Origin of the sequence: Stackebrandtia albiflava, from assembly GCF_007994225.1 — a bacterium.
Classification (GTDB): domain Bacteria; phylum Actinomycetota; class Actinomycetes; order Mycobacteriales; family Micromonosporaceae; genus Stackebrandtia; species Stackebrandtia albiflava.
Window position 1 is genome coordinate 1,338,776 of the sequence record NZ_VLLL01000005.1, and the last position, 20,839, is coordinate 1,359,614.

Here is a 20,839-nt window from a genome sequence, read left to right on the forward strand (position 1 = left end):
TCAGGTGAACGGCCCCGCACTCAGGCACGAGAGACCACCAGTTACCGGAGCACCAACCCACATGACGAGCAGCATCGAGGCCACCTCGAGCACCGCCGCCGAGAGCGGCAGCAAGGTCGCAGTCGACGATCTTGGCAGTGAGGAAGCCCTCCTCGCCGCGATCGACGAGACCATCAAGTACTTCAACGACGGTGACATCGTTGAGGGCACCGTAGTCAAGGTCGACCGGGATGAGGTCCTGCTCGACATCGGCTACAAGACCGAGGGTGTCATCCCCTCACGTGAACTGTCCATCAAGCACGACGTGGATCCGGCCGAGGTCGTCTCCACCGGCGATCACGTCGAGGCCCTGGTCCTTCAGAAGGAGGACAAGGAAGGCCGTCTGATCCTGTCGAAGAAGCGCGCTCAGTACGAGCGCGCCTGGGGCACGATCGAGAAGGTCAAGGAAGAGGACGGCGTCGTGCGCGGCTCCGTCATCGAGGTGGTCAAGGGTGGTCTGATCCTCGACATCGGCCTGCGTGGGTTCCTGCCCGCCTCGCTGGTGGAGATGCGCCGGGTCCGGGACCTCCAGCCCTATGTCGGCCGGGAACTGGAAGCCAAGATCATCGAGCTGGACAAGAACCGCAACAACGTGGTCCTGTCCCGCCGGTCGTGGCTGGAGCAGACCCAGTCGGAGGTCCGCACCGAGTTCCTCAACAAGCTCGCCAAGGGCCAGGTCCGCAAGGGCGTCGTGTCGTCGATCGTCAACTTCGGCGCCTTCGTCGACCTCGGCGGTGTCGACGGTCTGGTGCACGTGTCGGAGCTCTCCTGGAAGCACATCGACCACCCCGGCGAGGTCGTGGAGGTCGGCAAGGAGGTCGAGGTCGAGGTTCTCGACGTCGACATGGAGCGCGAGCGCGTGTCGCTGTCGCTCAAGGCGACTCAGGAAGACCCGTGGCGTCAGTTCGCCCGGACTCACGCCATCGGTCAGATCGTGCCCGGCAAGGTCACGAAGCTGGTGCCGTTCGGCGCGTTCGTGCGGGTCGAGGACGGCATCGAGGGCCTGGTGCACATCTCGGAGCTGGCCGAGCGCCACGTCGAGGTGCCCGAGCAGGTCGTGGAGGTCGGCAGCGACGTCATGGTCAAGGTCATCGACATCGACCTGGACCGTCGCCGTATCTCCCTGTCGCTGAAGCAGGCCAACGAGGCGTACGTGGAGAACGAAGAGGCGTTCGACCCGACGCTCTACGGCATGGCCGCCCAGTACGACGACCAGGGCAACTACATCTACCCGGAGGGCTTCGACTCCGAGACCGGGGAGTGGCTGGAAGGCTACGACGCGGCTCGCGAGGAGTGGGAGCGGCAGTACGCCGACGCCCGCGCCCGCTGGGAGGAGCACGGCCGTCAGATCGCCGAGCGTGTCATCGGGGAGCCCCCGGCGGACGCCGGCGAGGGTGCTCCGGAGCGCAAGGCACCGGGTGAGAAGAAGAAGCAGCCTCAGCAGGCGCAGGCCGACCAGGGTCCCTCGGGCACCCTGGCGACCGACGAGGCGCTGGCGGCTCTCCGGGACAAGCTCGCCAAGGGCTGACCCCCGTTCCGCGTTGTCTGAAAGCGGCCGTCCCGTCTGGGGCGGCCGCTTTTCCGTGCCGCGTGAGGGCCCCACGGCCGCGCGGCGTACCGTTGCGGAATGTCGGAGCTTGTGTACCCACCGGTCATCGGATTGGCGTTGGCGTCGTTCAAGGCGCTGGACATGCGTATCTCGGTCACGGGCGCCGAGCACATTCCCACCGAGGGCGGGGCGATCCTGGCCAGCAACCACGTGAGTTACCTGGACTTCATCTTCTGCGGACTGGCGGCACGGCCGTCGCGGCGGCTGGTGCGGTTCATGGCCAAGAAGCAGATCTTCGACCACGCGATCGGCGGACCGCTGATGCGGGGCATGCACCACATCCCGGTGGATCGGGACGCGGGGATGGGGTCGTTCCGGGCCGCGTTGGGGGCGCTGAAGGCGGGCGAGGTGGTGGGGATGTTCCCCGAGGCCACGATCAGCCGGTCGTTCACGGTCAAACCCATCAAGAGCGGCGCGGTCCGTCTCGCGCAGGCGGCGGGTGTCCCGTTGATCCCGGTGGCGCTCTGGGGCACGCAGCGCCTGTGGACGAAGGGGCGGCCGCGGCGTCTGTGGCAGCGGCGGCTGCCGGTGTCGATCCGGGTGGGGAAGCCGACGTTCCCGGGTCGGCGGGACGATCAGGCGGCGCTGACGGTCCGGTTGCGGGAGGACATGCAGCGGCTTCTGGACGAGGCGCAGCGCGAGTACCCGGATTCGCCGGCGTCGCAGTCGGAAGCGTGGTGGCAGCCGGCGCACCTGGGGGGCACCGCTCCGGAGCCGCCGGCCGAGCCCGCCGCGGACGACTCGGACTGACGCGACCCGCCGCCCGCCCGGTTAGCTACGGTCCCGTAGGTTACGGTATCGTAGGTAGCCGGGCCGATGAGCGTGCGCAGTCCGAACAGGGAGCGATCGCCTCGGCAGACACGACGCGCCGGAGGCGGACATGCGGGAACCCATAGACACGATGGCCCTGTTGCGGGAGCTGGAACCGGTGGTGGAGGTGAACCTCAACCGGCACCTGGCGACCGCCAAGGAGTGGTTCCCCCACGAGTTCGTCCCCTGGAGCCTCGGCCGTGACTTCGACGGTCCGCTGGAGGGCGTCGAGTGGAGCCCCGACCAGTCGGCGATCCCGGACGTCGCGAGGACGTCCCTCATCGTCAACCTCCTCACCGAGGACAACCTCCCCAGCTACCACCACGAGATCGCGACGTTGTTCGGCAGGGACGGCGCGTGGGGCACCTGGGTGCACCGCTGGACCGCCGAGGAGGGCCGGCACGGGATCGCGATCCGCGACTACCTGCTGACCACCCGCGCCGTGGACCCGGTGGCGTTGGAACGGGCGCGCATGGTGCACATGTCCACCGGATACGACAGCAGCAACGACGGCGTCATCGAGTCGCTCGCGTACGTGTCGTTCCAGGAGCTGGCGACCCGGGTGTCGCATCGCAACACCGGCCGGATCAGCGGTGATCCGGTGTGCGACCAGCTGCTGGCGAAGGTCGCCGCCGACGAGAACCTGCACATGCTGTTCTACCGCAACCTGCTCGCGGCCGCCTTCGAGCTGGCACCGGATGTCACGATGCGCGCGATCTGCCGCGTCGCCACGACCTTCCAGATGCCCGGCAACGGCATCGAGAACTTCAACCGCAAGTCGGTGCAGATCGCGATGGCGGGGATCTACGACTTGCGCATCCACCACGACGAGGTGCTGATACCGGTGCTTCGACAGGTGAAGGCGATGGAACGCACCGGACTGTCGGGCGACGGTGAGGCGGCCCGCGAGGAGCTGGCGGTGTTCCTCGACGACCTCGACCGCAAGGCGGCCCGGTTCGTCGAACGTCGTGACGCCGCCCGCGACAAGCTCACCGCGAGGGCCGCCGCCTGACCGGCCGGTATCGCCGGTGACAGAATCTACGTCGTGTTGAGCGTGGGATTGACGGGCGGTATCGGGTCGGGCAAGAGCACGGTGGCCGACCGGTTGGTGAGTCACGGTGCGACCCTCGTCGACTCCGACCGGCTCGCCAGAGAGGTCGTCGCGGGGGGCACCGAGGGGTTGGCGGCCGTCGTCGACACCTTCGGTGACGCCGTGCTGGACGACCGGGGCGAGCTCGACCGGGCGGCACTGGCCGCGCTGGTGTTCGGCGACGACGGGGCACGGCGACGGCTGGAGGGAATCGTCCATCCGCTGGTGCGCCGCCGCGCCGCCGCGCTGGCCGCCGAGGCCGGGGACGAGGCGATCGTCGTCAACGACATACCCCTGCTCACCGAGATCGGTACCGCGCCGACGTTCGACCTCGTCGTCGTCGTCGAGACGCCCGAACGACAGCGCCTCGACCGGCTCGCGGCCCGGGGCATGGACCGCGACGCCGCCACCGCCCGCATGGCCGCGCAGGCGGGAGACGACCGGAGGCGGGCGATCGCCGACGTGCTCATCGACAACTCCGGTGACCTGGCGCAGGTGCATCGGGCGGTGGACGCCCTGTGGCACGACCGCCTGGTCCCGTTCGCCGACAACAAACGCAACCGGACGCCGGCGCGACGTCCCGGACCGGCGTCGATAGTGGACTACGACCCGCGATGGCCGGACCGGTTCCGCCGGTTGGCCGATCGGCTGCGATACGTCCTGGGCGACGCGGCGGTCGCCATCGATCACATCGGGTCCACGTCGGTCCCGGGACTTCCCGCGAAGGACGTCATCGACGTCCAGATAGCGGTGTCCGACCTGGACGTCGCCGACGGTTTCGCCGACCGGCTCGGCGACGCCGGCTTCCCGGCCGTGGAGTCCCGGCACGACAACCCCAAGGCGTTCGCGCCCGAGCCCGGCGAATGGCACAAGCGGTTCCACGCCGGTACCGACCCGGGCAACCTGTGCCATCTGCACGTCCGCCGCCACGGTGCCGCCAACTGGTACGTCGCCCTGGCGATCCGCGACCGGCTGCGCGCCGACCCCGCCGTCGCCGCCGACTACGCGGCCCTCAAACGACGGCTCGCCGGCGACACCGACACCACCTCGGATTACGCGCGCCGCAAGGAACCGTGGTTCGAGCGGATGTGGGACGGGGTGGAGCGCTGGGTCGCCGACACCGGTTGGCGTCCCGGCGACGGCCTCACGGCTTGACGGCCTCGATGAGGAACCGCGACGAGTGCGCCACGAAGCACCCGTCGGCCTCGATCTGCCGGTGCAGCGCCTCCAGCTCGGGGGCGAACCGTTCGACACTGAACCCGGGGACGATCCAGACGACCTTACGGAGGAAGTAGACGACCGCCCCGATGTCGAAGAACTCCATGCGCAACCGTTCGGACCGCAGATCGACCACCCGCAGGCCGGCCGCCCGCGCGGCCTCCCTCGCCGCGTCCGGGTGCCTGGCGTTGCGTACCTCCTCCGGCTGCGGTCCCAGGAAGTACTCCGACAGTTCGAAGACGCTGGCCGGCCCGACCTCCTGTGAGAAGTACCGGCCGCCGGGCGTCAGGATCCGGGCGATCTCCGGCCACCTCGCCTGGACCGGGTGCCTGCTCACCACCAGGTCGAATCGGGCGGAGGTCAACGGCAGCCGGTCGGCCTCGGCGGCGACCACGTGAACGCCGCGCGGCCCCAGCCGGGCCTGCGCCAACGTGAGATTGGGCCGCCACGACTCCGTAGCCACGACGCGCCGGGGTAGTCGTTCGGCCTCGGCGAGGACCTCGCCACCGCCGGTGTCGATGTCGGCGGCGGTGTCCGCCAGGGCCATGCGCGCCGCCATGGCGCGGGCGTAACCCCAGGACGGGCGGCGCTCGGTGGCGCGGCCGGCCAGCCATCCGAAGTCCCAGCCGTCGACGGGGACGGTGGCGGCCTCCTCGATCAGGTCGGCGAATCGGCGGGACATGCCACGATCCTGGCACCCGTCCGGCCCCGGCGCCAGCCGATTCCGGACGCGCGTGGCGCGGTACCTCGGCAGGCGGGCGCGACGTCGCGTCCGGACCGGTCAGCTCGACAGGGCGGTGACGATGCCGTACGGAATCGTCACCGGCGCGACCTCCTTCGACGTCAGGTCGAGGTGGGCCATGCCCAGGCCGGTCGTACGCAGTTCGATCCGGTGCAGCAGGCCGTCGTCCCGGCCGACCCAGTACCGGTACGGGGCGGCCCCGGGTTCGGTCTCGGGGTCGCCGGCGAGGGGGAACTCGTACACGTCCACGGTCGTTCCGCCACGGGTGTCCTCACGCAGCCACCGTGCGGAGTCGGGGACCTCCTCGACCGGTCCGTTCTGGGCGCTGCCCATGACCAGCAGCTTGTACATGAGGGTGTCGAGATCGCCCGCCTCACCGGACTCGATCCGGTCGTCCCAGCGTTGCGCCGTCCATCCCTCCGTGGGCGGCGGCGACGGCGGGAGACCGTTCACCGGCTGCCGTAGGGTCGCCGCGCCGGTCGGGAGCACGAACAGGAGGCCGTCGTTCTCCTCGCCGGGCGCGTCGACGGCCAGGTACACCAGTGACGCGCGCCAGTCCAGGTAGCCCTCGGCGCGGATGACCCGGTCGTCCGACACCGGCAGCTCGAGTGAGACCTCGGCCGTCCTGCCGCTGTTGGCCGCCCGCAGCCCCGCCAGCCTCGCCACCTCCTCGTCGGTGAGTTCCCGGGGGTCGCCGGTGGCGCCGCCCAGCACGTCCACCGGGGTGATCTCCGGCGTGTCCGACCGGGCGAGCAGGAAGTCGACCGTGGCGAGCCCGTGACCGCCCGGGTCGATCTGGACCCGGCGCAGTCTGGACTCCCGATCGACCCAGAACACCGCCTCCGGGACGGCCGCGGTCTCGGAGGCGGCGTCGGCGTCGCCGGTGGGGACGTCCGGTTGTAGCAGGAACGGTGCCCGCACCACGTCCACCGTGGCGCCGTCCACGGCGGCCTCGCGCAGCCACACGCCCTTCTCGCGCAGGTACCCGGAGTCGGCGGGTTGCGGGGAACCCAGTGCCATCAACGCGGACAGCACGATGTCGGTCGCGGCCTGGGCGGGCGGCACCGAGGCGGGGTCCTCGGCGGCGGCCATGCGACGCACCGTCCAGCCCCGGTCGGGAACCTCCCCGGACTCGGGATCGGCGTCGCCGGTGTGGCTGGCGATGAGCCCGGGGACCGCCTGGACCAGCGTCGCGTCGGATCCCTCGATGTCGGCGCCGGCGTGGACGAGGTGGCGGCGCCAGTCGATGTGCCCCTCCAGGCCCCCGCCGCCGAGCGAGTCGGGCAGCGCGAGCCGCATCGCGACGGGGCCGGCCTCCTGATTCGTCGTGCGGACTTCCGCGAGACGGGTGGCCTCGGCCTCGGTGAGTCGCCGGGCCTGTTCGACCGGGTCTCGCAGACAGCTCGTGGCGGCCCATCCCACCGCGCCGATCATGCCGGCGCAGACCAGCCAGACCACGGCCCGGTGCAGTGTGTCACGTCGTGTGCTCGTTGTACCCACACAAGTGCAACGAGTGAACTCCGGTGAGGTGATTGGCGCGTGACACGGGTCGGTCCCGGCCCGGTGTCGGTGGTGGCGCGTAGGTTGGTGTGGTGACAACCGACATCCCACGGCAGGACGGCACCTTCACCGTCGTCAGCGATTTCCAGCCCTCCGGCGACCAGCCCGGCGCCATCACGGAACTGGCGAGGCGGATCGACGCGGGGGAACGCGACGTGGTGCTGCTGGGCGCCACCGGAACCGGTAAGAGCGCGACCGCCGCGTGGCTGGTGGAGCGGTTGCAGCGCCCGGCGCTGGTCATGGCGCACAACAAGACGCTGGCCGCGCAGTTGGCCAAGGAGTTCCGTGAGCTGCTGCCGAACAACGCGGTGGAGTACTTCGTCTCGTACTACGACTACTACCAGCCGGAGGCGTACGTCCCGCAGACCGACACCTACATCGAGAAGGACTCCTCGATCAACGACGAGGTGGAACGGTTGCGGCACTCGGCGACGTTCTCGTTGCTGACCCGGCGAGACGTCGTGGTGGTGGCGACGGTGTCGGCGATCTACGGCCTCGCGACACCGGCGGAGTACCTGCTGGGCGCCACCGAGATCAAGGTGGGCCAGGAGTACGACCGCAACCAGTTGCTACGCCGCCTGGTGGACGTCCAGTACACCCGTAACGACCTGGCTTTCACCCGGGGGACGTTCCGGGTGCGGGGTGACACGATCGAGATCATCCCCGCCTACGAGGAGCTGGCGATCCGGATCGAGATGTTCGGCGACGAGATCGAGCGGCTGTACTACCTCCACCCGCTGACGGGGGACGTGGTCCGAGAGACCGACCGGGTCGTGATCTTCCCCGGCAGCCACTACGCGACCGGTTCGGAACGCATGGAACGGGCGGTGGGCGACATCGAGGCGGAGCTGGCCGAGCGGCTCGCCGAACTGGAACGGCAGGGCAAACTCCTCGAGGCGCAACGCCTGCGGATGCGGACCACCTATGACCTGGAGATGATGCGCCAGATCGGTAGCTGCTCGGGTATCGAGAACTACTCGCGTCACATCGACGGCCGGGAGCCCGGTTCGGCGCCGCACTGCCTGCTCGACTACTTCCCCGAGGACTTCATCACGATCATCGACGAGTCGCACGTGACGGTGTCGCAGATCGGCGGTATGTACGAGGGTGACGCGTCACGGAAACGGACGCTGGTCGACCACGGTTTCCGGTTGCCGAGTGCGATGGACAACCGGCCGTTGCGGTTCGACGAGTTCCGGGACCGGGTCGGGCAGACGGTGTACATGTCGGCGACGCCGGGCAAGTGGGAGATGGAGCAGGCGAAGGGCCAGTACGCCGAACAGGTGATCCGGCCCACCGGTCTGGTCGACCCGCAGGTGGTGGTGCGTCCGACGAAGGGCCAGATCGACGACCTGATGCACGAGATTCGGGTCCGCGCCGACCGCGACGAGCGGATCCTGGTGACGACCCTCACCAAGAAGATGGCGGAGGACCTGACCGACTACTTCCTCGACAACGACATCCGGGTGCGGTACCTGCACTCCGAGGTGGACACGCTCCGCCGGGTGGAACTGCTCCGGGAACTGCGTTCGGGCGACTTCGACGTGCTCGTGGGCATCAACCTGCTACGGGAGGGCCTGGACCTGCCGGAGGTGTCGCTGGTGGCGATCCTGGACGCCGACAAGGAGGGCTTCCTGCGCTCGGGTACGTCCCTCATCCAGACGATCGGCCGTGCCGCCCGCAACGTGTCGGGCGAGGTCATCATGTACGCCGACAAGATCACCGACTCGATGCGCAACGCCATCGACGAGACCGACCGCCGCCGCGCGAAGCAGATCGCCCACAACGAGAAGCACGGCATCGACCCGCAACCGTTGCGGAAACGCATCGGAGACATCCTCGACGACATCTACGCCGAGGCGGAGGACTCCCAGACCCTCATCGGCGGTTCGGGCAGGCAGCAGAGTCGCGGCAAGGCACCGGTCCCGCAGGTGCGCAGCCGGACCGGGGCGATCGTCGCCACGGGCGAGGGGGCGCCGCGCGAGGAGCTGGCGGCCATGATCACCCAGTTGAACGAGCAGATGTTGACCGCCGCTCGTGAACTGCAGTTCGAGGTGGCCGCCCGGTACCGCGACGAGATCGCCGAACTCAAGCGTGAGCTGCGGCAGTTCGACGAGGCGGGGGCGAAGTAGTCCCGCTCACGGCCGGTGCCGGAGCAGGTCCCGGGTCAGCTCGAGGTGGCCGAGGTGCTGGTACAGCTCCTCCAGGATGTGGACCAGCGCCTCCTCCTGAGTGAACTCCGTCTCCCGCCCCTGCGGACGCCAGTCCGGCCGGGGCGGATGGCGCAGCGGTTCACCCGGTAGCAACGCCGCGAGGTCGGAGCGCAACCGGGCCACGGCGGTGTGGGCGCGCACCGCCAGCGCCGCCGGGGAACCGGCGGCGCTGAACTCGGCGTCGCGGTCGCGGGTGACCGCGCGTCCGGCGATGCCCCGGCCCGCCCAGAACGAGACGACGCCCAGGCAGTGCGTCAGTATCTGGTACGGACTGTTGGCGCCGGGCAGGTCGGGGCGGGTGTTGGCGAGTTCGTCACCCAGGCCGGTGACGATGTCGATCATCTGTTCCAGCGCATGTCCGGCGAATCGGAAGAGCTGGTCGGTGGTGACGATGCGGGGACTTCCGGTGTCGGTGGACATCATGTGCCTTTCGTGACCGAGGACACGACCACGTGCGGGTCCGGGGGCCTCACCGGAGGGCCGGGCTGCGGTGGCCGGAAGACGGAATTACCCATCCACGAGCCAAAGCCCGTCATCGGGAGGATGATCGAATTGTGATCTTCGGACCGTCCCCGGTGGCGTTCCGAGAGAGGTAAGGCAGAATGGGCGGGTACGACAGGAGGGGAGTATCCCCGAGCGTCAAGGTCGTCAACACGGAATGGCGGTGTCTCCGCCGGTCCCGGCCTTGTCGGTCGTCCCAGCACGGCACGGTGCCAGCGAGACGGCGCGCCTGGTGTTGGCGGCGGGAGAGACCTCCGGTATCACCATCGCAGTGTTAACCGGAAGGTTTCGAAGAACGTGGATGTATCTGTAGCTGTCTGGGTCGTCACCCTGGTGGCTGTCGTGGCTTTGCTGGCCGTCGACCTCATCATCGTGGGACGACGCCCACACGAGCCCTCGACGAAGGAGTCGTCGCTGTGGGTGGTGTTCTACGTCTCCCTGGCCGTCCTGTTCGGCGCGGGTGTGTGGCTCACCTCGGGCGGCGAGTTCGCCGGTCAGTTCTACGCCGGATGGATCACCGAATACAGCCTCTCGGTGGACAACCTGTTCGTATTCCTGGTCATCATGAGCAGTTTCGCGGTGCCACGCATCTACCAGCAGAAGGTGCTGATGATCGGCATCATCACCGCCCTGGTGCTGCGCGGTGTCTTCATCGCCATCGGTGCCGCGCTGATCGAGCGGTTCGTCTGGGTGTTCTTCATCTTCGGCGCCTTCCTCATCTACACCGCCTTCACCATGCTGCGCACCGGCCTGGACGAGGACGAGCACAAGGAGAACCGGGTCATCAAGTGGAGCCGCCGGGTCCTTCCCGTGACCGACGGCTACGTCGGGGCGAAGATCATCACGAAGATCGACGGTCGCCGGATGGCCACCCCCATGCTGATCGTGATGATCGCCATCGGTACCACCGACCTGATGTTCGCGGTCGACTCCATCCCGGCGATCTTCGGCCTGACGCAGGAGGGCTACCTGGTCTTCACCGCCAACGTCTTCGCCCTGATGGGGCTGCGCCAGCTCTACTTCCTGCTGGGTGGCCTGGTGAACCGGCTGGTGTACCTGTCCTACGGCCTGGGGGCGGTGCTGGCCTTCATCGGGGTGAAGCTGGTGCTGCACGCCCTGCACGACAACAACCTGCCGTTCATCAACGGCGGTGAGCCCGTGCCGGGCATCCCCGACATCTCCACCCTCACCTCGCTGGTCGTCATCGTGTCGATCCTGGTGATCGCCACGGTCGCCAGCCTCATCAAGTCCTCCTCCGACCGGCGCAAAGGCATCCTGCCGGATTCCCCGGCGGCCGAGGCCGCCAAGGCACCCGACCCCTACACGGCCGGCGCGCAGGGCGACGTGAAGGACGACCGCGACCTCAAGGACACCCGCGACGCGCGGTCGTCCCGCAGGCGCTGACACACGACGACGGCGGCCGGACGAGTCATCCGGCCGCCGTCATCTTGGTCAGGTTCAGTCGGCGAACACGCGGTGGGCGCCGACGAAGGTCTCCGCCCGTTCCTCCGTGAACTCCTCGGCCACGACCTTGCCGTAGTTCCCGGCGGCGTGGATCATGGCGGGTTTCCCGGACGGGCCGGGCTCGGTCGCGACACCGATGTGGTGGATGCGCTTGCCGCGGCGCGCGAAGAAGTACAGGTCGCCGGGACGCGCGTCCTCCGGTGCGATCGCGGTGGTGGCGTCCGCCTGGTCGTGGGCGTCACGCGGCAACTGGATGCCCAGCATCCGGTACGCCAGGTACACCAGCCCCGAGCAGTCGACGCCGTAGGCGGTGAGCCCACCCCACACGTACGGGGTGTCCAGCAACTGCCCGGCGACGTTCACCGCGTCCAGTCGGCCCGCCGCGGACCCGACCGGCTCGTTCGGCGCCTCGGTGATGTCGCGGACGCGGACCCAACCCGGCGGCTGCGGGCCGGGCAGCACGACCCGGCTCCAGCCCCGGTAGGACTCCTCGTCGATGACCGTGAGGCGGGTACCCAGGGTCACGCCGGGGATCAGCACCTCGCCGTCGGGCTCGTCACGGACCGCGGTGGCGGTCGCCGACACCAGGTGCGGGCGACCAGGCCGTACGGGCGCGGTGGTCGTGAGCTGGCGCGTCGGGATCCAACCGGGGTAACCACGCGCGTCCTCACTGGACGGCTGACCGGGCACGATCACCTTCGCCCAACCGTCCTCGATCTCCTCCACGTGCACCTCGTCACCGAGGAGCACCTGGCTGAGGGTGCGGTCCACCAGGCCGTCGACCCGTTGTTCGCGTGTCATGCCACTGACCCAGTCGCGGATGGCCGAGTGGGTTCCGAGCGCCAGGCGGTCTGACGTCTCGGCGGCCTTGGGGGAAGTCCACAATGTCGCCGCGGCGACCGCCACGCGTGCATCGTGTCCGATTTCGACTGTCACGTGTTCCCCTCCCGGGGTTCGATACCAAGGGTGTTGTCGGTGGTCGCAGGAACCTTAAACAATCTCATGACCCGGTTGCCCCCTCGGCACGCCGAACGGAATCGGTTTGCGGCGAAAAAGTTACCCGGCCAAGACCCGGGCCGGTGTCGAGGTGTAGGGAACCGTCGGCGTACCGCAGGCCCGGCGGGGTCTGCGACAGCCACCACGCGGCGTCGAGGTCGGCGGTGACGTCCACGCCGTGGGCCGCCGCCAGCGAGGCGATCGCCGCCACACCGACCGGTCCCTCCATCATGGAACCGACCGTGGTGCTCAGGCCGTGCGCCCGCGCCAGCTCCAACTGGGTCCCGGCGGCGCGGATGCCACCGCACTTGGCGAGCTTGACGTTGACGGCGTCGGCGGCGCGCGCCTCGATCACCGCCGACAGGTCGCGAACGCCGTGCACCGACTCGTCGGCGAGGATCACGGTGTCCACCGAGGCCGTCACGTGGGCCATCCCCGCCAGGTCGTGGGCGACAACCGGTTGTTCCACCAGCTCGATGCCGAGACCGGCACGTTCCATACCCGATATGATCCGCACCGCCTCCTTCGCGGTCCAGCCCTGGTTGGCGTCGACGCGGACCGACACCGCGTCGCCCACCGCCTCCCGGACGGCGCTCAACCGGGCGAGGTCACCCGCCGGGTCGAGTCCCACCTTCACCTTCAGGGCGGTGAACCCCTCGGCGACCCGCGCCGCGGCCGCCCGGGCCATGTCCGCCGCCTCGCCCGCCGCCAGGGTGACCACCGTCGGGACGCGTGTCGCGGTGCCGCCGAGTGCGGCGGCCAGCGGCCTGTCCAGCCTGCGCGCCCACAGATCGTGCAGGGCGACGTCCACGGCGGCCTTGGCGGCACTGTTGCCGATCACCGCCGCGTCGACGGCGTCCAGCGCGTGGTGCAGGTCCATCGGGTCCCGGCCCAGGAGCACGTCGCGCAGCGGGCCGGTCACGCACGCGTGGGCGCCCGCCAACGACTGTCCGGTGATGCGCCAGGTCTGCGGGGCCTCACCGTGGCCGCTGACGCCCTCGGAGTCGGTGATCGTGACCAGGACGGTCTCCACGGCGGAGGTGCGGCGAAGCGCGGTGACGAACTCTGTGTGAAGTGGGGCGGTCACCACCTGGGCGGTGACTTCACTGATCGACATGTCCGTACCCTACGACATCCCCGACGGTGCCCCTCCCGGCGAACGGGCGCCCGATGACCCGCGATCGCCGCGTACCGAACCCGCCGGAAAGTCCGGATGCCGCCGCCGGGTGCGTTATCGTGCGGGAATGCCGTCCGATATGGGCGAACCCGCCCGGTGTCGGGGCGTCGCCGCGTGATCGGTCCGCCGCCTCCGGTCGCCGTGCCGCCGCGCGGCGCGGCGGGTGCCGTCCGTCGTCGCCGACCGGTTCACCCATCGACGTAGGAGGACGAATGGCGCGCAAGACGGTCAGCGAGACCATCGTGACCGGTCTGCTCCACAACGGGGTCTCCCAGGTGTTCGGCGTGGTCGGTGACGCGCTCAACAGTGTCACCGACGCCATCCGTCGTACCGAGGGCATCGAGTGGATCGGCACCCGGCACGAGGAGGCCGCGGCGTTCGCCGCCAGCGCGCAGGCCCAGCTGACCGGGAACCTGGCGGCGTGCGCCGGAACGGTCGGCCCCGGCGCCGTACACCTGCTCAACGGCCTCTACGACGCCGCGAAGAGCCACGCGCCGGTGCTCGCCCTGACCGGGCAGGTCCCGCTCGCCGAGATGGGCTCCGACTACTTCCAGGAGGTCGACAACGACCAGGTGTTCCGCGACGTCGCGGTGTACAACCGGACCATCACCAGCCCCGCCCAGGTGCCGCACGTGGTGGATTCGGCCATCGCGGCGGCGGTGTCGCAGCGTGGCGTCGCGGTACTGAGCCTGCCCGGTGACGTAGGGCCGCAGGAGATCGACGGGGACCAGACGGTGCGGGTCTTCAAGGACCAGGCGGCGCTCCGCCCGGCGGAGGACGCCGTGCACCGGGCCGCCGAGGCGATCAACCGCGCCGAGCGGGTCACCGTGCTGGCCGGTATCGGCGCGGCACCGGCGCGCGACGAGACGCTGCTGGTCGCGGAGCGGCTCGCGGCGCCGATGGTGGTGACCCTCAAGGGCAAGGAGGCGTTCGACTGGGACAACCCGTTCCAGGTCGGGCAGAGCGGCCTGATCGGCAACCCGGCCGCCGCCGCCGCGATGCGCGACTGCGACCTGTTGTTGATGCTGGGAACCGACTTCCCCTACCGGGACTGGTATCCCGAGTCCACGACGGTGGTGCAGATCGATCGGCGCGCCGGACACATCGGCAGGAGGGTGCCGGTGTCGGTCGCCGTGGTGGGCGACACGCTCAGTTCACTCCAGGCGTTGTTGCCGAAACTGCGCGCCAAGACCGACCGGGCGCACTTCGACAAGGCGCAGCGCCGGTACGACCGGTGGCGCGGCAGGCAGGCGGCGCTCGCCGACCCCGATCACGACACCGGCGCGATCGGGAAGGCCCGATCGATCGTCGACAACCCCGGGGAGCGGATCCGGCCCGAGGCGGTGGCCGCCTACGTCAACGACATCGCCGACGACGACGCGGTCTTCACCGCAGACACCGGCATGTCGACGGTGTGGCTCTCCCGGTTCGTGCACCTGCGCAAGGGGCAGCGGTTGATCGGGTCGTTCAACCTGGGTTCGATGGCGAACGCCATGCCGCAGGCGATAGGGGTGCAGTCGCGGTTCCGGGACCGTCAGGTCATCGCCTTCTGTGGTGACGGCGGCCTCACCATGCTGTTGGGTGACCTCCTGACACTCGTGAGGTACCGGCTGCCGGTGAAACTGGTCGTGTTCGACAACCACCGGCTGGGCATGGTGAAGCTGGAGCAGGAGGAGGCGGGCCTGCCGGAGTTCGGCACGGTCCTCGACAACCCGGACCTGGCGGCGGTGGGCAGGGCCTGTGGACTGGCCGGGGTCCGTATCACCGAGCCGGGGGAGTTGGGGCGCAGACTGGCCGAGGCGCTGAGCATGCCGGGGCCGGTACTGGTCGACGTGCTGACGAACCCGCAGGAGGTCTCGGTGCCGCCGAGCCCGACACCCGGGCAGGCGTGGGGTTTCGCCATCGCCAAGCTCAAGGAGACACTGCGGAGCCGGGACGACGAGGACTGAGCCGCCGGAACGTCCCGGTCAGGCGGGTGCGGTCCGCCGCCGCCAGTCCTCTCGCGCCTCGGTCAACCGCGCGACCACGTCGGGTCGGTCCGAGGCGAGATCACGCAGTTCGCCGGGGTCGTCGCCGAGGTGGTGCAGGGAGAGCCCCGCACCGAGGTCGGTGTGTTCGTGACGCAGCATCTCGGTCACCTGGGGCGCCTGCGGATCGGCGTAGCGCAGCTTCCACTCACCGACGCGGGTGGCGTACTGGAATCCGCAGTCCCAGTGGAGTTCGGTGTGCCCGGTGGTCGTGTCACCGCGCAACAGGGGAAGTTGGTTCATCCCGTGCCCGTCGCCGGGGTCGTCGCCGGCGGCCGCCAACAACGTCGGGTACAGGTCGAGCGCGCTGACGACGCCGTCGACCTCCCGTCCGCCGGAGACGCCGCCTCCCTCCCAGCGCATCAGCCACGGGGTGCGTATGCCGCCCTCGAAAAGGGTGTACTTCGACCCGCGCAGCGGTGTGTTGTCCCCGTAGTTGCAGTGTGATCCGCCGTTGTCGGTCAGGTACACCACGACGGTGTCGCGATTCCGGTTCCGGTTGTCCACGGTGTCCAGGATCCGGCCGATCTCGGCGTCCATCAGTTCGAGTTGCGCCAGGTAGTACTCCCTGCCGTGCGGGAGGTTCGGCGCGATCGCGTCGTCGTACCAGTCGAGGTAGGGCCGCCGTCGCGGATCCCAGTCGGATCGCTCGGGGAGCCCGCGTGCCGCCAACTCCTCCGGCGGCAGTTGCCAGCAGAAGTTGTGCACCGCGTTGAACGCGACCATCAGGAAGAACGGCGCGTCCCCGGCGGAGCCGCGGGTGATGAAGTCGCGGGCGCGTTCGCCGATCTCCCAGGTGAGGAAGGTGTCGGTCTCGTACTCGTCGTCGCCTTCGAGAAGGGGTTGCACCCCGGTCCGCCAACCGGCCTCGCCGCGGGCGCGGTACTCCTCGCGGGAGTGCCGCAGGTAGTGCAGCCGCCCCTGTGAGCGGCCCGCGAGTCCGTACATCGACTCGTGGAACCCGTGGTGTGGCGGACAGCCCCGGTCTCCGACGTTCTCGGGTCCGTAGTGCACCTTCCCGAAGTACCCGGTGTGGTACCCGAGGGCGGCGAACCGCTCGGCGAGGGTCGTGGTGTCGTCGGGCAGGTGGGAGTCGTCGAACCACGTCGTGCCGAAGGACAGCGGATGTCTCCCGGTCATGATGGCGGCCCGGGAGGGGCTGCATATCGGGGCGGCGGTGTACGCGTGACGTGCCGAGACGCCTTCGGCGGCGAGCCGGTCGAGGTGCGGTGTGCCGACCTCGGGGTGGATGCCGAGGGCGGACCGGTCGGCGTATCCGTGGTCGTCGGAGAGGATCACGACGACGTCCGGTGGTGCGGTCATGTGGCGCCTCCTCAAACAAGCCGGCGGAAGCCACGGTATCGCACAGGATACGACATGAACACACACGACCCGGGGGTCAGGCCCGGGCCGTGTGCGCGTGTGTCGGTTTCTCGGATCGCCGGCTATTCCACGATCACCTGCGGCAGTGCGAGTGCGAGCGCCGCCAACTCCTCGAAGTCGAGCTCGGGTTCGACGTCGGTGATGTCCACGACGTCGCCGTGTTCACCTCCGAACACGTTGGGTGTGATCGAGCTCTGGACGACGACCGCGTTTCCGTTCGGCAACGTCACGATCACCGCGTTCATCTTGTTGGAGACGAAGCCGTCCTGGGTGATGAGAGTGGACGAAAGCTGCTGGATGTGTTCGCCGTTGGGACCGGTGGCCTCGGAGCAGTCGTAATCGACGGTCCAGTTACGTTCGGCCTGGCCCTTCGCGGTGACGTCCTCACAGCCGGCGAGAAGGTGCGGGGGAACGGGTGTGCCCGAAACGGACTCCGGGTAGCTCATGGGCGTGGCGTCGTAGCTGCCCTTCGGATGCACGGTCAGGTCCATGTGGTGGAGCGGAGATCCCTCGCCGCCGAACGTGAGCCACAGGGTGCCGTAGGTGCCGACGGCGGGGTTGAGTCCGTACATCGGCACGACGTAACCCGTGCTGGACTCCCGGTCGCTGTAGCTGTATCCGTACGGGTAGTCGTTCTCCAGCTTGAGCAGGTACAGCTCGTTCTCGGAGCGGCTCATGGCCGGGAAGTCCTCGGGCTCGAGTAGTTCGTCGTACCCGGTCTCGATGTCGATGACCCCCATGTCCGAATACTCGGTGGTCATGTGGTCCCAGAAGGCCTCGGTGAGCTCGGCGGTCGCGGCGGTCTCCTCGTCGTCGCCCGAGTCCCACATGTACTTCCGGTCCGGGTCGAGTTCGGGGAACGGGAACTCGGGTTGCGTTGTGGTCGTCTCCTCGCCGTCCTCGGCGGCCGGCAGGGTCACCGGGGTCTCGGTGCCGTCTGCGGGCGCGCCACCGAGGGCTCCCGGCAGGACCAGTGCCACCGCGGTGACGGCGGCGACGCCGACCGCCCCGGCTCCGGCGGCCCCCCAACGGCGCCGGCTCAGCGCGCGGGAACCCCGCTTCTCCAGGCCGTCGAGGTCGAGATTCTTGGCGGGCGGCTCGTCGTCCACCGCCCGCTGGAACAGGTTCTTGATGTCGTCGTTCACTTGTTCGCCCCTTGTGGAGTATCGGAGATCGATTCGATGACCATGCCTCGCAACGTCTGCAGGCCACGGGCCGTCTGGCTCTTCACGGTGTTGACGGAGCACCGCATCACCCGCGCCGTCTCCTCGACCGACAGGTCCTCCCAGTAGCGGAGGATCAGGGTCGCCCGGCGCTTGGCGGGCAACGCGGCGAGCGCCTGCATGACCGCCATGCGCTGGGTGCCGTCGTCGGACACCACCGGGCGATCCGGCATCGTGTCGGTCGGTCGCTCCCGGCGGAACCAGCCCCGCCGGCGCTCGTCGATCAACGCGTTCACGATGATGCGCCGGGTGTACGAGTCCAGTGAGGACTTGGCGGCGCGGTTCCACGCCCCGTACAGCCGCACGAAGGCGGTCTGGACGAGGTCTTCGGCGCGATGCCAGTCCCCGCAGTTCAGGTACGCGAAGCGGCGCATCCGCTCTTGTCTGGAGACCACGTATTCTCGGAACTCCGTCGTCTGGTCGGGTCGCATCTGCTCTCCTCGATGTCACCTACATCCGTAGCTACGCACCGGGTGCCGGTTGACGGGTGGTCCGCGGGGAAGAAAAAACCGGCCGCGCCGCACGATGCGGCCGGCCGGGTGCAGTGGGAGGGGTCAGGCGGCGGTGACGGGGGAGCCGAGCCGGTGCCGCAGCCGCCACACCACGGCGCTGAGGTCGGCGAAGGTGCGGCAGACCGGGTCACTGCCGTCCTCTGAGGTGGCCAGTGGGGTCGTGGCGCACGCCACCAGCACGTACGGGGGAGCGTCGTCGGGGTAGACCAGGGTCGCGCCGTGCCTGACGCCGTCGATCCAGCCGTTCTTGGACGCCGTGCGGGTCCCCGGCGGCAGGCCCGCCACCAGGTCGTCGGTGAACTCCTGGTCGGCCAGTACGGCGAGCATCTCGTCACAGGACGCGCGGTCGGCCATCCGGCCCAGGTGGATGGCCGAGAGCTGCCCGGCGAGGTCCGCCGCGGTGATCTCGTTGTCGACCCCGGCGTCCCGGGCCGCCATGTCCTCGATGCCGCGGCGGGTGATGCTGTCGGTGGCGCCGGCGACCCGGAACGCCTCCTGCGCGGCGGCGTAACCGACCTGCTCCAGCACCAGGTTCGTCGCCAGGTTCGACGAACGCACGATCATCCGGCGGATCAGCCAGCGCAGCGACGCGGTCCCGCCGACCAGGCGCCACACCTGCTGGTCGCTGTCGTAGGAACGGCTCATGCCGAACACGCCGCCCACGGCGGACGTGAACTGTTCGTGTACCGGGATCTCGGTGTCCAGATCGAGCCTGCCCGCGTCGGCCAGGCGGTAAGCCGCCGCCATCACGCCGACCTTCATGGTGCTCGCCGGATAGTGCGTCACGTCGGGCGACCGGGTGTAGGCGGCGGCCTCGCCCGGCCTGCCACACCACACCGACACCGTTCCCCCCAGCGCCGCCAGCCGGCTTTCAAACGTTGTCAATTCCTCCATGGCGCCAGAGGCTACCGGCCGCCGTCGACCCACGCCATCGACAAAATGGCCGAGCCACCGCGCCGGGTGACCGGCCCGTCACGACCGGGTCGGAGCGGTCCGGTCCGTCAGCCGCCCGGCCCGGTCCAGCATGAGACGCCGTTCCCGCATGTTCTCCGTCAGGGTCGCGGCGGCCCGGAAGGCGTCGTAGGCCTCGGCCGAACGGCCCAGCCGTTCGAGCAGGTCGCCCCGAACCGCGGGCAGCAGGTGGTAGGTGTTCATCAGCCCGGTGGCCGCCAGTGCGTCGGCGATGGCCAGGCCGGCCTCCGGTCCGTGGGCCATGCCGACCGCCACCGCCCGGTTCAGTTCTACGACCGGGGACGGCACCGCGGTCACCAACCGGTCGTAGAGTTCGGCGATCTGCCGCCAGTCGGTGTCCTCGGCGGTCACCGCGCGGGCGTGGCAGGCCGCGATGGCGGCCTGGAGCGTGTACGGACCGGGATCGTCGGTCAGGCCCCGGGCGCGGGACAGCGACTCCAGGCCACGGCGGATCAGCAGCCGGTTCCACCGGGTACGGTCCTGGTCGGCGAGGAGCACCGGCTCACCCGAGGCGTCCACCCGGGCGGCCATGCGGGACGCCTGGATCTCCAACAGGGCGACCAGACCGTGGACCTCGGAGTGTTGCGGTGCCAGACCGGCCAGGATACGTCCGAGCCGGAGCGCGTCACCGCACAACCGGGGCCGGATCAGATTCTCGCCCGCGGTGGCGGAGTAGCCCTCGTTGAAGATCAGGTACACGACCTCCAGCACCGACGCGAGCCGCGCGGGGATCTCCTCGGCACCGGGGACCTCGAAGGGCACTTGCGCCTTGGCCAGCGTCTTCTTGGCCCGCACGATCCGCTGCGCCAGCGTCGCCTCGGGAATAACGAACGCCCTGGCGATCTCGGGTGTGCTGAGTCCACCCACCACCCGCAGCGTCAACGCCACCTTCGCCGGGGTGGACAGCACCGGATGGCAGGCCGTGAAGATCAGGCTCAGCATGTCGTCGCCGATGTCGTCGGTGACCGAGTCGAAGTCGGTGTCGGTGGGCAGCCGCGCCTGCGCCCGACCGATCTCGGCGGTCTTGTCGGCCAACCGCTCGTTACGCCGGAACAGGTCTATCGCGCGGTTCTTCGCGGTGGCCATGAGCCACGCCCCGGGCTTGTCCGGCAGACCCGTCTCCGGCCACTTCTCCAACGCCGCGACCAACGCGTCCTGGGCCAGCTCCTCGGCCAGTCCGACGTCGCGGACGACCCGCGCCAGGGAGGCGATCAGCTTCGCCGACTCGATGCGCCACACCGCCTCGATCTGCGGTCGGATGTCGATGCCGTTCACCCTCACAATGTAGTGGGACTCCCCGCGT

At 69.5% G+C, this 20,839-nt stretch carries 17 protein-coding genes; 7 read left to right on the top strand and 10 right to left on the bottom strand.

Annotation, left to right across the window (positions count from 1 at the left end; genetic code table 11):
• Nucleotides 1-61: 61 nt before the first annotated feature.
• The 4 genes from rpsA (at nucleotide 62) to coaE (ending at nucleotide 4,703) form a co-directional block, all read left to right on the top strand.
• Nucleotides 62-1,567 carry a 30S ribosomal protein S1 gene (gene rpsA / locus LX16_RS06990; RefSeq protein ID WP_147134827.1) on the top strand — a complete coding sequence of 502 codons (1,506 nt, stop codon included), beginning with the start codon at nucleotides 62-64 and terminating at the stop codon, nucleotides 1,565-1,567.
• Nucleotides 1,568-1,666: 99 nt separating this feature from the next.
• A complete protein-coding gene (locus LX16_RS06995) occupies nucleotides 1,667-2,398 on the top strand; it encodes a lysophospholipid acyltransferase family protein (protein ID WP_147134830.1) in 732 nt (243 codons plus the stop codon).
• Between the two features lie 130 nt (nucleotides 2,399-2,528).
• Nucleotides 2,529-3,470: an acyl-ACP desaturase gene (locus LX16_RS07000; protein ID WP_211354322.1), complete on the top strand. Its 942-nt coding sequence runs from the start codon at nucleotides 2,529-2,531 to the stop codon at nucleotides 3,468-3,470.
• Between the two features lie 33 nt (nucleotides 3,471-3,503).
• Nucleotides 3,504-4,703, top strand: coding sequence for a dephospho-CoA kinase (gene coaE, locus LX16_RS07005; protein ID WP_147134833.1), 1,200 nt, complete (start codon nucleotides 3,504-3,506; stop codon nucleotides 4,701-4,703).
• Here the strand turns inward: coaE and LX16_RS07010 are convergent.
• Nucleotides 4,693-5,448, bottom strand: a complete 756-nt coding sequence (locus LX16_RS07010; RefSeq protein WP_147134836.1) for a class I SAM-dependent methyltransferase — start codon at nucleotides 5,446-5,448, stop codon at nucleotides 4,693-4,695. The genes coaE and LX16_RS07010 overlap by 11 nt on opposite strands.
• A 99-nt stretch (nucleotides 5,449-5,547) precedes the next feature.
• On the bottom strand, nucleotides 5,548-6,966 hold the full coding sequence (locus tag LX16_RS07015) for a hypothetical protein (RefSeq protein WP_147134839.1): 1,419 nt from the start codon (nucleotides 6,964-6,966) through the stop codon (nucleotides 5,548-5,550).
• A gap of 134 nt (nucleotides 6,967-7,100) precedes the next feature.
• On the opposite strand from LX16_RS07015, the gene uvrB reads away from it, so the two are divergent.
• On the top strand, nucleotides 7,101-9,200 hold the full coding sequence (gene uvrB, locus LX16_RS07020; protein WP_147134842.1) for an excinuclease ABC subunit UvrB: 2,100 nt from the start codon (nucleotides 7,101-7,103) through the stop codon (nucleotides 9,198-9,200).
• Nucleotides 9,201-9,206: 6 nt separating this feature from the next.
• Here the strand turns inward: uvrB and LX16_RS07025 are convergent, their stop codons facing one another.
• Nucleotides 9,207-9,704 carry a mycothiol transferase gene (locus LX16_RS07025; RefSeq protein WP_147134845.1) on the bottom strand — a complete coding sequence of 166 codons (498 nt, stop codon included), beginning with the start codon at nucleotides 9,702-9,704 and terminating at the stop codon, nucleotides 9,207-9,209.
• A 375-nt stretch (nucleotides 9,705-10,079) separates the two neighbouring features.
• Here LX16_RS07025 and LX16_RS07030 point away from each other — a divergent pair, with 375 nt between their 5' ends.
• On the top strand, nucleotides 10,080-11,186 hold the full coding sequence (locus LX16_RS07030) for a TerC family protein (protein WP_147134848.1): 1,107 nt from the start codon (nucleotides 10,080-10,082) through the stop codon (nucleotides 11,184-11,186).
• Between the two features lie 54 nt (nucleotides 11,187-11,240).
• Here the strand turns inward: LX16_RS07030 and LX16_RS07035 are convergent, their stop codons facing one another.
• Entirely contained in the window at nucleotides 11,241-12,152 is a 912-nt protein-coding gene (locus LX16_RS07035) for a C40 family peptidase (RefSeq protein ID WP_147134851.1), read from the bottom strand.
• A 94-nt stretch (nucleotides 12,153-12,246) separates the two neighbouring features.
• A complete protein-coding gene (locus LX16_RS07040; protein WP_147134855.1) occupies nucleotides 12,247-13,359 on the bottom strand; it encodes a mandelate racemase/muconate lactonizing enzyme family protein in 1,113 nt (370 codons plus the stop codon).
• 272 nt (nucleotides 13,360-13,631) lie between these two features.
• Here LX16_RS07040 and LX16_RS07045 point away from each other — a divergent pair, with 272 nt between their 5' ends.
• The gene (locus tag LX16_RS07045) at nucleotides 13,632-15,368 is read left to right on the top strand and encodes a thiamine pyrophosphate-dependent enzyme (RefSeq protein ID WP_147134860.1); all 1,737 of its coding nucleotides are present in this window, start codon (nucleotides 13,632-13,634) and stop codon (nucleotides 15,366-15,368) included.
• 18 nt (nucleotides 15,369-15,386) lie between these two features.
• On the opposite strand, the gene LX16_RS07050 is transcribed toward LX16_RS07045, so the two are convergent.
• From LX16_RS07050 to LX16_RS07070, 5 genes are all read right to left on the bottom strand, one after another.
• On the bottom strand, nucleotides 15,387-16,769 hold the full coding sequence (locus LX16_RS07050) for a sulfatase family protein (protein WP_147134862.1): 1,383 nt from the start codon (nucleotides 16,767-16,769) through the stop codon (nucleotides 15,387-15,389).
• Nucleotides 16,770-16,891: 122 nt separating this feature from the next.
• A complete protein-coding gene (locus LX16_RS07055; protein ID WP_147134865.1) occupies nucleotides 16,892-17,974 on the bottom strand; it encodes a hypothetical protein in 1,083 nt (360 codons plus the stop codon).
• Complete coding sequence (locus LX16_RS07060; RefSeq protein ID WP_147134868.1) at nucleotides 17,971-18,483, bottom strand: SigE family RNA polymerase sigma factor; 513 nt, start codon at nucleotides 18,481-18,483, stop codon at nucleotides 17,971-17,973. The genes LX16_RS07055 and LX16_RS07060 overlap by 4 nt, the downstream gene beginning before the upstream one ends.
• 123 nt (nucleotides 18,484-18,606) lie before the next feature.
• Nucleotides 18,607-19,458 carry a serine hydrolase gene (locus LX16_RS07065; protein WP_147134871.1) on the bottom strand — a complete coding sequence of 284 codons (852 nt, stop codon included), beginning with the start codon at nucleotides 19,456-19,458 and terminating at the stop codon, nucleotides 18,607-18,609.
• A gap of 78 nt (nucleotides 19,459-19,536) precedes the next feature.
• Nucleotides 19,537-20,811 (bottom strand): RNA polymerase sigma factor, encoded by a 1,275-nt coding sequence (locus tag LX16_RS07070; protein ID WP_244615700.1) that lies wholly within the window; start codon nucleotides 20,809-20,811, stop codon nucleotides 19,537-19,539.
• Nucleotides 20,812-20,839 lie beyond the last annotated feature (28 nt).